The 11,821-nt window shown below is 34.3% G+C and carries 12 protein-coding genes; 1 reads left to right on the forward strand and 11 read right to left on the reverse strand.

Annotated elements, in window-relative coordinates; genetic code table 11:
• Positions 1-32: 32 nt before the first annotated feature.
• The 6 genes from cobA to ACWA1F_RS00815 all read right to left on the reverse strand — a co-directional run bounded on the left by cobA (position 33) and on the right by ACWA1F_RS00815 (position 7,054).
• Positions 33-842, reverse strand: a complete 810-nt coding sequence (cobA, locus tag ACWA1F_RS00790; protein ID WP_456890841.1) for a uroporphyrinogen-III C-methyltransferase — start codon at positions 840-842, stop codon at positions 33-35.
• Complete coding sequence (locus tag ACWA1F_RS00795; RefSeq protein ID WP_306155816.1) at positions 835-2,925, reverse strand: nitrite reductase; 2,091 nt, start codon at positions 2,923-2,925, stop codon at positions 835-837. Before ACWA1F_RS00795 ends, cobA begins: the two co-directional genes overlap by 8 nt.
• Positions 2,926-2,992: 67 nt before the next feature.
• Positions 2,993-4,237, reverse strand: coding sequence for a sulfate adenylyltransferase subunit 1 (locus ACWA1F_RS00800; RefSeq protein ID WP_456890843.1), 1,245 nt, complete (start codon positions 4,235-4,237; stop codon positions 2,993-2,995).
• A gap of 141 nt (positions 4,238-4,378) precedes the next feature.
• A complete protein-coding gene (gene cysD / locus ACWA1F_RS00805; RefSeq protein ID WP_008466601.1) occupies positions 4,379-5,278 on the reverse strand; it encodes a sulfate adenylyltransferase subunit CysD in 900 nt (299 codons plus the stop codon).
• A gap of 137 nt (positions 5,279-5,415) precedes the next feature.
• The gene (locus ACWA1F_RS00810; protein WP_456890845.1) at positions 5,416-6,126 is read right to left on the reverse strand and encodes a phosphoadenylyl-sulfate reductase; all 711 of its coding nucleotides are present in this window, start codon (positions 6,124-6,126) and stop codon (positions 5,416-5,418) included.
• A 25-nt stretch (positions 6,127-6,151) separates the two neighbouring features.
• Entirely contained in the window at positions 6,152-7,054 is a 903-nt protein-coding gene (locus ACWA1F_RS00815; protein WP_306155813.1) for a TSUP family transporter, read from the reverse strand.
• A gap of 310 nt (positions 7,055-7,364) precedes the next feature.
• Between ACWA1F_RS00815 and ACWA1F_RS00820 the strand changes: the two genes are divergently transcribed.
• Positions 7,365-8,147: a sulfite exporter TauE/SafE family protein gene (locus ACWA1F_RS00820; protein WP_306155812.1), complete on the forward strand. Its 783-nt coding sequence runs from the start codon at positions 7,365-7,367 to the stop codon at positions 8,145-8,147.
• Between the two features lie 116 nt (positions 8,148-8,263).
• Here ACWA1F_RS00820 and ACWA1F_RS00825 read toward each other — a convergent pair whose 3' ends face one another.
• From ACWA1F_RS00825 to ACWA1F_RS00845, 5 genes are all read right to left on the reverse strand, one after another.
• Entirely contained in the window at positions 8,264-8,674 is a 411-nt protein-coding gene (locus ACWA1F_RS00825) for an RrF2 family transcriptional regulator (RefSeq protein WP_125722103.1), read from the reverse strand.
• A 134-nt stretch (positions 8,675-8,808) separates the two neighbouring features.
• Positions 8,809-9,312, reverse strand: a complete 504-nt coding sequence (locus ACWA1F_RS00830; RefSeq protein WP_456890847.1) for an RDD family protein — start codon at positions 9,310-9,312, stop codon at positions 8,809-8,811.
• 60 nt (positions 9,313-9,372) lie between these two features.
• A complete protein-coding gene (locus ACWA1F_RS00835) occupies positions 9,373-9,885 on the reverse strand; it encodes an alpha/beta hydrolase (protein ID WP_456890848.1) in 513 nt (170 codons plus the stop codon).
• An 80-nt stretch (positions 9,886-9,965) separates the two neighbouring features.
• On the reverse strand, positions 9,966-11,138 hold the full coding sequence (locus ACWA1F_RS00840; protein WP_456890850.1) for a trans-sulfuration enzyme family protein: 1,173 nt from the start codon (positions 11,136-11,138) through the stop codon (positions 9,966-9,968).
• Between the two features lie 164 nt (positions 11,139-11,302).
• Positions 11,303-11,731: an OsmC family protein gene (locus ACWA1F_RS00845; protein WP_456890851.1), complete on the reverse strand. Its 429-nt coding sequence runs from the start codon at positions 11,729-11,731 to the stop codon at positions 11,303-11,305.
• Positions 11,732-11,821 lie beyond the last annotated feature (90 nt).

The following is an 11,821-nucleotide window of genomic DNA, read 5'->3' on the forward strand; positions in this document are numbered from 1 at the left end:
CCAATCAAAATTAGATGATTTTATTCAATCAATCATTTTTTACCAACGAATTGGTTCTGACGGAACATTTTATCTAACTCTTTCTTTTGACAAAATTCTTCGTAAAATCCTTTTAATTTAGTGCTTTCGCGAACAACCTCGCCTAAAACGATAATTGCTGGAGAACTTAATTCTTTTTCTTTTACGATCTCCAAAATCGAATCGACTGTTCCTACGCCAACTTTTTCTTCTGCTGTTGTTCCGTTTTGGATGATGGCAACTGGCAGATTTCCTTTGTTTTCTTTTTGAAACAAATCGATAATCTGAGGCAGTTTGTGCATTCCCATCAGGATTACAATGGTTGCAGAAGATTTTGCTGCGAGAGCTACATCTGAAGATAATTTTCTGTCTGATGTTGTTCCTGTAATGGCCCAAAAACTTTCTGAAACACCTCTTTTTGTAATCGAAATTCCTTGACTTGCTGGAACTGCGATTACAGATGAAATTCCTGGAATAACAATTGTTTCAATTCCGAAACTTTCTGCAAATTCCACTTCTTCGCTTCCTCTTCCAAAAATAAACGGATCTCCGCCTTTTAATCGAACTACATTTCCATACGTAAGTGCATTATCTACAATCAATTGATTGATTTGATCTTGCGTGTAAGCATGATTTCCGATTCTTTTTCCAACAAAAATTCTGATGGCATTTTTAGGCACGTAATCCAGAATTTCTTCGTTGGCTAAGGCATCGTATAAAACCACATTAGCTTCAGCCAGTGCCTTTACAGCTTTCAGCGTCAGTAAATCGGGATCGCCCGGACCTGCACCGACTAAAGTTATTTTCGGTTTTATATTATGCATTTGCTAATTCTTGTGCTCTGAAAGTTTCGATTTTATCAAAGAAAACTACTGCCTGAGCAATGTAATCTTTAGCGAAAGCTTCAGATGGTTCGTTTTTATTGATTTGGTAAACCAAGTCTTTAAAAGTTGAATTCAACTCTATTTTATTAGTGTCAATAAAAACAGTGTCAAATAAATCTACGATTCCTGCGTGATGATTTGTTTTTTGGTTTTCTGCCAATAACAATGCTTTTGCACCGTTTACAAATCCTGCATAAGCGTGATAAATGGCATCTGACCATTTTTGGTTATCGAAAGCTTCTTGTGCGAAAGTGATTTTTTCTTTGGCTTCTAATAATAAAGTCGCCACTAAATCGATCACCACACCTGCACATTCTCCAACTCCAACTGCTTTTACATAGTTATCTGCGTTACCCCAATCTACAAAATCAGCTTCTGTTAAATTGGTTACATCAGATAATGGTTTTAAGATTTCGTAGAAGTATTTCTCTCCTTTTGCATCGTAATAGTTCAGGAATTTTTCTCCATTCGCGTTAGCGTCAAAATCATTTAAGATCGTACGCAAAGCTTCTGGTCCTCTACGGCTTGGAATTTTGATTACTTTATCAGCAAAACGTCCTTCTCCGTTTCCTAATCTTCCACCACCCAATAAAACCTGTAATGCCGGAGCCACTAGTTTTCCTGAGTTGATAGACATTCCTTGGAATCCGATTGCAGACATATTATGCTGTCCGCACGCATTCATACAGCCTGAAATTTTAATTTCAATTTCGCGGTTGTTTAAATACTGAGGATATTCTGCACTTAAAACTCGTTCTAATTCTTCGGCAATACCTGTACTGCTCGCAATCCCCAAGTTGCAAGTATCTGTACCAGGACATGCCGTAATATCTCCAACTGAATTATATCCTAAATGAACAAAGTCCAATTTGGCTAATTCTTGATAAAAGAATGGTAAATTCTCTTCTTTTACGTGACGTATTACAATATTTTGACGCAATGAAAAACGTAATTCATTTGCTGCGTAATTTTTAATTAAATCTGCCAATAATCTGGCTTTATCAGTATAAAAATCCCCTAATAAAACTTTAATTCCGATAGCATAATAGCCTTCTTGTTTTTGTGCAATTACATTTGATTTTTTCCAAGCTTCATAAGCTGCTGTATCTTCGATTGTAACTTGCGGCACTTCTAAAACAGGTTCTGGAATTGGTCCGTCAAAAGCGGTTGTGTCGATTTCGTATGTTTCAAAAGCGATTGCTTTTTTCTCTTTTTCAACCAAATCAAGAAAAGCATCTTTCCCCATTTCTTTGATTAAGAATTTCATACGCGCTTTCATTCTTTTGGCGCGCTCACCGTATCTATCAAAAATACGGATGATTCCTTCTGCTGTCGGAATGATTTCGTTTACTGGAATAAACTCAGAAAGCAATTCTGCATGTGCTGGCTGAGATCCTAAACCTCCACCAAAAACTACTTTAAATCCTTTTTGTCCGTCTTTGATTTTTGGAATAAATCCTAAATCGTGCAAATAGCTCAAGGCTGTATCTTCGTCTGAAGAAGAGAACGAAATTTTAAATTTACGTCCCATTTCCTGACAGATTGGGTTTCTTAACAAATATTGGAAAAGTCCGTGTGCATAAGGCGAAACATCAAATGGTTCGTTTACGTCTACACCAGCTAATTCGCTTCCTGTAATATTTCTAACAGTATTACCACAAGCTTCACGCAAAGTGATATCATCTTTAGCCAATTCTGACCAAAGTTCAGGTGTTCTGTCCAAGCTCACATAGTGAATCTGAATATCCTGACGAGTTGTAATGTGCAAACGTCCTGTAGAATATTTATCTGACACTTCGGTAATTCTTCTCAATTGCTCGCTGGTTACTTTACCATAAGGCAATTTGATACGAATCATCTGAACGCCTTCTTGACGCTGACCGTAGATACCACGCGCTAAACGAAGACTGCGAAAACGCTCATCATCAATTTTTCCTCCGCGGAATAAGTGAATCTTTTTTTCTAATTCGATAATCTCCTTCTGAACTACCGGATTTTCTATTTCTGTTCTAAAACTTTCCATTTCTTTCTTGTTTTTGGTTTATTGTTGGTCGTTTATTATTGGTTTCTAAAAAACCATAAACCATCAACTATTTAATAAATCCAACTCCTGCTGTGGTATTGGTAGCGGTATCAATTAAGATAAAAGCGCCGTTTGATTTATTTTCGTTATAAGAATCAAAATACAATGGTTTGCTTAATTTGATTGTTACTTCTCCAATCTCGTTTATCGCTAATTGTGAAGCTTCTGTTGTTCCAGAATAATCTGTTGCAATAGTATTTTTAACGCTTTCTACTTTTGCTAAAACTCTGTTTGTATTATGCTGAACCAAGTATTTTGTTCCTGCAACCAGTTTTTTACTGTCCATCCAGCAAATTGTGGTTGTAATATCTTTTTCAATTTTTGGAAGTTCGTCTGATTTCACAATCATATCGCCTCTTGTAACATTGATATCATTTTCTAATTCGATTGTAACTGAAGATCCTGCTGTAGCTTCGTCAAATGATTTATCGAAGAAATGAATTTTAGAAACTTTAGATTCTGTTAAAGAAGGAAGAACCGTTACTGCATCTCCAACTTTAATAGAGTTTCCGTATAATTTTCCTGCGTATCCTCTAAAGTCGTGGTATTCTTCTGTTTTTGGACGAATAACAGTCTGAACTGGGAAACGTGCTTTTCCTGCTTCATAAACATCATGAGAATGTAGCCCTTCTAAATGTTCTAAAACAGTTTGTCCATCGTACCAAGGCATATTTTCTGATTTGTCCACAACATTTCCTCCGTTGATTGCACTTAACGGAATGTAGCTTACGTTTTGTTCTTTATAAGTACTTTTTGCGTTTAATGCTTCGAAATCGGCTTTAATTTTATTGAAAACTTCTTCAGAATAATCTACTAAGTCCATTTTGTTGATCGCAACGATTACTTCTTTTACTCTCAATAAATTATTGATAAAAAAGTGACGGTAAGTTTGCTCAATAACCCCTTTTCTAGCATCAATCAAAATGATAGAAACCTGAGAAGTTGAAGCTCCTGTAACCATGTTTCTTGTATATTCTACGTGGCCTGGAGTATCGGCAATGATGTAACTTTTCTTTACTGTTGAAAAATAAATGTGTGCAACGTCAATCGTAATTCCTTGCTCTCTTTCTGCCACCAATCCGTCTGTTGCAAGCGAAAAGTCAAGGTAATCGTATCCTTTTTGTTTACTGCTTTTCTCGATTGCTTCAATTTTATCTGTTGTCAATGATTTTGTATCGTACAATAATCTTCCGATCAAAGTACTTTTTCCGTCATCTACACTTCCTGCTGTTGCTATTTTTAAAACGTCCATTCTGTAATATTTTGTTTCAGGTTTAAAGTTTCAAGTTTTCTGTTGAAACTAATAATCTGTATGTTTTTGTTTTCTTGATTTTTACTTTTAAAATTTCGTTCCGAATTGCATTCATAATTCACAATTCATAACTCATAATTATTAAAAGTATCCTTGTTGTTTTCTTTTCTCCATTGCAGCCTCAGAACGTTTGTCATCAATTCTGGCTCCTCTTTCAGAAATCGTTGATGATCTGATTTCTCCAACTACTTCTTCAATTGTTGCTGCGTAAGATTCAACAGCTGCTGTACAGCTCATATCTCCAACGGTTCTGAAGCGAACAATTCTTTCTTCGATTTGTTCGTCTTCTTCTTGGTACACAAAAGGAGAATGTGACCAGATTAAACCGTCTCTCAAAAAAACTTTTCTTTTATGTGAAAAATAGATTGAAGGAATCTCGATTTTTTCTTTTTCGATATAACTCCAAACATCTAATTCTGTCCAGTTCGAAATTGGAAAAACACGAACGTTTTGACCATTTTCGATTTTTCCATTCAAAATATCAAACAACTCAGGTCTCTGATTTTTTTCGTCCCATTGTCCGAAATCGTCACGAACAGAGAAAATACGTTCTTTAGCTCTTGCTTTTTCTTCATCACGACGCGCACCACCAATACAAGCATCAAATTTGAATTCTTCAATTGCATCTAAAAGTGTTGTAGTCTGCAAGCTGTTTCTACTAGAATATTTTCCAGTTTCTTCAACTACTTTTCCTTCATCAATAGCATCCTGAACATTACGAACGATCAACTCTAAACCTAATTCTTCTACCAATTTATCTCTGAAAGCGATTGTTTCAGGGAAATTGTGTCCCGTATCAACGTGTAATAGAGGAAACGGAATTTTAGCAGGGAAAAATGCTTTTTGCGCCAAACGCACCAATGTAATAGAATCTTTCCCTCCTGAGAAAAGTAAAACCGGTTTGTCAAACTGTGAAATTACTTCTCTGAAAATGTATATCGCTTCACTCTCTAAAGCGTTTGTTTTTAATACTGAACTCATTTTGTTTTTTGTTTGATATTTTTTGTTTCAAGTTTCAGGTTTCAAGTTTTCACTTGATCTAAAATTCTCCACATTCATTCTATTCTCTTTATTCTATTTTCTAAAAGAAAGTCTTGCCTCTAGCTTCTTTCTTCTACTTAGTCTTTTTTCGCACTGTGAAGCCCACATTCTTTATGGCTTGACTCCCACCACCATCTTCCGGCTCTGATATCTTCTCCTGGAAAAATTGCCCTTGTACAAGGCGCACATCCGATACTTACGAAACCTTGTTTGTGTAAAGCATTTTGCGGAACATTATTTTCTGAAAGATACGTCTCAACTTCTTCTAAAGTCCATTTTAACAGAGGATTAAATTTGATAATTTCGAAACCTCCGTCGTATTCAAATAAATGCAAATCGCTTCTGTTTTCTGATTGTTCGGCTCTTAAACCTGTAATCCAAACTGAATTCCCTGCCAAAGCTTTTCTTAACGGAACCACTTTTCGAATGAAACAGCATTCTTTTCTATTTTCAACCGAATCGTAAAAACTATTCGGTCCTTTTGTCTGAAGCAGATTTTCTACTGAAGCTGCTTCTGGGAAAAAGACTTCGATTGGTCTTTTGTATTTTTTTAATGTTTTATGAAAAACATCATACGTTTCCTGAAATAATCTTCCGGTATCTAAAGTAAACACGGTAATATCAGTGTTACTTTTTGCAATGAAATCGGTAATTACCTGATCTTCTTGACCAAAAGAAGTCGAAAAAATCACTTTTCCCGGAAACTCATTTGCTAAAAAAACTAAGGTTTCGTCAAGCGAAAGAGCTGCAGTTTTTTCTAATAATTCTTGTACAATACTCGCACTCATAATCTCTCCTTTCTAAAATTATTCTTTAAAATAATTTAGATAATGTTTTTAAACTCAATAATATAATTAGAATCCCAACCGCAACCATCATTGGTTTTCTTTTAATTTTATTTACTAAAAATGCTGCAATTGGTGCCGCAATTACACCTCCTAAAATCAGTCCAATAATTACCTGCCAGCCGTGAATTCCTCCAAAAAGCATGAAAGTGATTCCACTTGCAAACGAAATCGCGAACTCAGCTGCATTAACAGAACCAATGGTATATTTCGGATTTCTTCCTCTTCCTAATAAAGTTGAAGTTACAATTGGTCCCCAACCTCCGCCGCCAACTGAATCCATAAAACCTCCAAAAACAGCTAAAACGCCTAGTTTTTTGGTTTTCTTTTTTTCAACATTTTTCTTCAACGCTTTTTTGATGATAATTACAGCCAAAACAATCATATAAACTGCTATGAAAGGCTTAATAATATCGCCATCAATCACATCTGACAATAAATAAGCTCCTGTAATCGAACCTAAAACTCCTGGAATCAATAAATGTTTTACCAGTTTTTTGTTGATGTTTCCAAAACGGTGATGCGAAAGTGCCGACGCTCCAGTAGTAAACATTTCTGAAACGTGAACCGCCGTACTGCTTACAACTGGCGGAACTCCATAAGCCAAAAGAAATGATGTTGCAGTTGCTCCATATCCCATTCCTAAAGCTCCGTCTACCAATTGCGCAAAAACACCAATTAAAAAGAACGCTAAAAGACTTTCATCAAATCCCTGAACAAAACCATCCCATGAAAATTCAGCGTGATGATTATAAATTAATGTAGCTACCAAACCTAACAACAAAATTACGGGAATCGCAATCCATAATTTTTCTTTTGATAAAGCATATGACTTTACCGTTGTGTTGTCTAACTTAAGTTCATTTTCCATATTTTAAGAATTTGTTTTGTTCTTAAAAATCCATTACCCTATCGGCTTAGTAGATTACTTTGCAAATGTACTACATATTTCGAAATATCAAAATAATATATTTACTTTTTTGCACAAGCTATTACCCTATAAACCAAGATAACAGACATTTAAAAAGGAATTAGTAATTAATTTAACAAATATTGTACTGCTTCGTCTTATTTTAACAGCACACCCTATTTTTGTGATTTACAAAAATACACATTTAATCTCTACCAAATCTATAGGATAATTATAAAAATGTTATTATTTTAGCGGCAAATATTTTTTCATGGATTTTCAGATTGGTCTTGTCATTGCAGGTTTAGTGGTTGGTTTTATTGTAGGGTTAACAGGTGTTGGAGGTGGTTCTTTAATGACTCCTATTTTATTATACTTTAATATACCTCCCACAACAGCAGTAGGAACCGATTTACTTTATGCCGCTTTTACTAAAGCCGGAGGAATTTTTGTTCACAATAAAAAAGGCAATATCAACTGGAAAATCACAGGATGGCTTACTTTAGGAAGTGTGCCCGCTGCTTTACTTACTTTATGGATATTGCACAGCATTAAAACAGATATCGAAACCATAAACCGTGTTATCAAACAAAGTTTAGGCTGGGCATTATTATTTACTTCTGTTGCGATTATTTTCAAGCAAAAATTAATGAAGTTTTCGCAGAAGCACGCTGGAGATAAATTTCATACCGAAAGTACAACTCAAAATATGCTAACTATTGGAATTGGAGTTTTGCTTGGAGCAACAGTAACTTTAACTTCAATTGGCGCGGGAGCATTAGGAACCGTTACATTATTTTTCCTTTATCCTTTGCTGCCAACTCCTAAATTAGTAGGAACTGAAATCGCACACGCGGTTCCGTTAACTTTAGTTGCAGGAATTGGCCACGCTTCAATGGGAAATTTAGACTTAGGATTATTAGGTCAATTATTAATGGGATCCCTTCCAGGAATCTATATGGGAAGTATGTTAAGCGGAAAAGTGCCTGATCAGTTTCTTAGAAATGCCATCGCAGTAATGCTTTTCCTTGCAGGCTACAAACTGATATTTTAAAAAAATAAACCATATAAGTTATATAAGTTCATTTTATATACATTCCGTATATAATTAGACGCACTGCTCTGCGTCTCTACAAAAATAAACTTATATAACTTATATGGTTTAAAAAATTAAAAAGCGATATCTGCCAAAGAATTGCTTTCTAATATTTTAAGAGTATTGTCACGAACTTCAGTCATTAAACGTCTTGCTGCACAAGTAGTTTCGTCGTCGCAGTCGTCGCATCTTTCGTAGAAATTATGGCTGGCGCAAGGCAAAAGTGCAATTGGACCTTCCAAAATTCTATAGACTTTTGCCATGCTAATGTCTTTCGGATCTTTTATTAAATAGTAACCGCCGCCTTTTCCTTTTTTTGCTCCAAGAAATCCAGAATTTCTTAGAAGAAGCAAAATACTTTCTAAAAATTTAATCGAAATATGTTCGCTTTTTGCAATCTCTGCAATTTGTACCGGTTCGTTATTCTCACGTCTCGCTAAATAAGTTAAAGCTTTAATTCCGTATTTTGTTTTCTTTGAAAGCACGTACTAGATTTTAGATTTTAGAATGTAGATTTTAGATTTCACTATTATCATAACTCTAAATTTTATTAGAAAACAAAAGTATGCTTTTTGTTTGAACTTTCACATAAGAAGAAAGTTAAATTCTACTAAACCTATCAGATTAATTCTTTTTCTCCAATCAAATCTACGGAATAAAAAATTTCCATATCTGATTCTAAACCTTTTCTGTTGACAACATAAGTTTTAGAAAAAGAGTCATGCCAAAATTTACCAGATTTACCTAAAAATGACACTATATCAAAAGGAATCAAACGGCATAACGTTCTAATAATGATCTTACCTAAATTTGGTTTCGCACCACTTTCTGTAACAACTACAATACCTGTAGCAAATTTGCCCATGGTTGCTCCAAAAAAAGATTCCATAAACAAATAATTAAGCATTAAAAAAGTAAATAATGCCAAGTAAGGGGAATTGGTAACAAATCTTTCCCAAACAGAGTATATATCCCAATTAAAAATATTCCCAATTATTACAATAATAAGACTAGAAACAAAAATTGAAATAAAAACAAAGATAAAATCAACAATACCACTTTCAAAACGCTTTCTGTCTGAAGCAAGCAACTTTTTATCAAGAATGTAAGTTCGACCACTCATAAATTTGTTTATATTAAAATTTTTCTGTCTGAAACAAAAGTATATCTTTTGCAGAATTAATTACAAAAAATTACTGCAAATTTGAAAAGCATTTTCTTTTTCTTGATACAAAAGATGATCCTGATTTTCAATAATCTGATTTGAAATTTTCAAATCCCAAAACCAAATTTTATTTGGAACATTTAAATCTCTATCTCCAAAATATAATCTTATTTCACAATTTGGAACTTCAGTTTCAAAACGCAATCTTGTCGAAGAAACAGCAACTAATTGTTTAGTTTTTAATCCTTTTAAAGAAGCTTTCCACCCAATTGTCCCACCAATACTAAAACCTAAAACAATTACTTCTTCTTTTTCAAAACTTAATAAACTATTTACTGCTTTTTCAATTCCTCCATTTACAAATTGATTATGAATTTCCTCTTCATTATTTGATGAATCAATCTGAGCTAATTTTAAAACATTGTAATATCGGATGTCATATTTAGATTCTAAAATTTTAATATAGTATTGAATCCATTCCGGATTGCCTCCAAATAAATCTGACAGTAAAAGCAATCTTGGCTTTGACATAATTTACATTTTATTGAAAAGTTAATATACTAAAAAAGGGCTATTAAATAGCCCTTTCAAAATTTTATATAATATTATAGTTATTCCAATGCTTGCTTCAAATCTGCAATTACGTCTTCTACCGTTTCTAATCCAACAGAAACACGAACCAAACCTTGCGTGATTCCAACTGCTAGTTGATCTTCTTCAGATAATTTGCTGTGTGTTGTAGATGCTGGATGCGTAACAATTGTTTTTACATCGCCAATATTTGCAGAAAGAGAACATAATTTAATCTTGTTCAAAAATTTTCTTCCTGCTTCTAATCCGCCTTTAATTTCAATCGCAATAATGTTACCACCTGAACGCATTTGCTTTTTGGCAATTTCATATTTTGGATGCGATTTTAAAAAAGGATATTTCACACTATTTACATTTGGATGACTTTCTAAAAACTCAGCTACTTTCAAAGCATTTTCGCAATGTCTGTCCACACGAACAGCCAAAGTTTCTAAACTTTTTGATAAAACCCACGCATTAAACGGTGACATTGCCGGTCCTGTATTTCTTGAAAACAAATAGATTTGACGAATCAGCTCTGCGTCTCCTACTGCAACTCCGCCTAAAACACGACCTTGACCATCCATTAATTTTGTTGCAGAATGCACTACGATATGTGCACCATATTTAATTGGCTGCTGAATGTAAGGCGTTGCAAAACAGTTGTCAATTATTAAAATCAAATTGTGCTTTTTTGCAATTTGACCTAGAAGCTCCAAATCAATTACATCTACACCTGGATTTGTAGGCGTTTCAGCATATAAGATTTTAGTATTTGGCTTAATAAAACTCTCAATTGTTTCTGGTTTATTGATATCAAAATACGAAGTTTCGATTTTCCATTTTGGAAAATAAGTCATAAACAAAGCGTGAGTCGAACCAAAAACACTTCCCGCAGAAACAATATGATCTCCAGATTCTAGCAATGCTGCAAACGTAGAATAGATCGCTGCCATTCCGGTTGCAAAAGCGTAACCAGCTTCGGCACCTTCCATCGCACAAACTTTATCAACAAATTCTGTTGTGTTTGGATTGCTAAAACGAGAGTAAATATTGCGGACTTTTTCTTCTGTAAAAGAAGCTCTCATATCCTCTGCATCTTCAAATATAAAGCTTGATGATAAGTACAAAGGGCTTGAATGTTCCTGAAATTGTGTTTTTTCTAAATTTGTTCTAATGGCTTGTGTTTCAAAACCAAGATCTTCTATATTCATTGTGTTGTTATTTTATTTTTAACACGAATTGCACTAATTAGCGCAAATTCGTTTTCTTGTAAAATTTCACAGAGATTCGCAAAGTGAAACACAGAGTTTCACAAAGCAATTAGTCTGATTTTTAATAAGCCACAAAAGAATTATCTAATTCTCAAATTGACTAATTATCTTAATTCTTCGTCGTTCAAGACAACTTTATACTTTATTGTTGCCGTTGGCTCAACCGTTTTAGCAACTGAGCAATATTTCTCGAAAGAAAGCTGCGCCGCTTTTTTTGCTTTTTCTGGGTTGATTTCTCCTTCTAAATAGAAAACCACATCGATTTCTTTAAAAGGTTTTGCTTCTTCGATTTGTACACGTGTACCTTCAACCTCAGCGTTAAAAGAAGTGATTTCTTGACGCTGTTTCTTTAAAATAGAAATCATATCAATAGCACTGCATCCCGCAACTCCCATTAACACTAATTCCATTGGACTTGCGCCTAAATCGCTTCCGCCAAATTCGGCTCTACTGTCAACGTCAACTATATGTCCGCGTTCATTTTTTACTTTAAAATGAAAAGCGTCGTTTACTCTGTTTAAGGTTACTTTCATTGTGTTGTTATTTTTTTGTTTTGTTGTTTATTTTTATGTTTTGTCTTTGCGAGGAACGAAGCAACCTCACTAACAATTACACAAAGCTTA

This window comes from Flavobacterium erigeronis (assembly GCF_054075165.1).

Bases quoted from the DNA above. Each gene is read 5' to 3' on its own strand.
- cobA (WP_456890841.1), bottom strand. From the start codon at position 842: ATGCATAATATAAAACCGAAAATAACTTTAGTCGGTGCAGGTCCGGGC.
- ACWA1F_RS00795 (WP_306155816.1), bottom strand. From the start codon at position 2,925: ATGGAAAGTTTTAGAACAGAAATAGAAAATCCGGTAGTTCAGAAGGAG.
- ACWA1F_RS00800 (WP_456890843.1), bottom strand. From the start codon at position 4,237: ATGGACGTTTTAAAAATAGCAACAGCAGGAAGTGTAGATGACGGAAAA.
- cysD (WP_008466601.1), bottom strand. From the start codon at position 5,278: ATGAGTTCAGTATTAAAAACAAACGCTTTAGAGAGTGAAGCGATATAC.
- ACWA1F_RS00810 (WP_456890845.1), bottom strand. From the start codon at position 6,126: ATGAGTGCGAGTATTGTACAAGAATTATTAGAAAAAACTGCAGCTCTT.
- ACWA1F_RS00815 (WP_306155813.1), bottom strand. From the start codon at position 7,054: ATGGAAAATGAACTTAAGTTAGACAACACAACGGTAAAGTCATATGCT.
- ACWA1F_RS00820 (WP_306155812.1), top strand. From the start codon at position 7,365: ATGGATTTTCAGATTGGTCTTGTCATTGCAGGTTTAGTGGTTGGTTTT.
- ACWA1F_RS00830 (WP_456890847.1), bottom strand. From the start codon at position 9,312: ATGAGTGGTCGAACTTACATTCTTGATAAAAAGTTGCTTGCTTCAGAC.
- ACWA1F_RS00835 (WP_456890848.1), bottom strand. From the start codon at position 9,885: ATGTCAAAGCCAAGATTGCTTTTACTGTCAGATTTATTTGGAGGCAAT.
- ACWA1F_RS00840 (WP_456890850.1), bottom strand. From the start codon at position 11,138: ATGAATATAGAAGATCTTGGTTTTGAAACACAAGCCATTAGAACAAAT.
- ACWA1F_RS00845 (WP_456890851.1), bottom strand. From the start codon at position 11,731: ATGAAAGTAACCTTAAACAGAGTAAACGACGCTTTTCATTTTAAAGTA.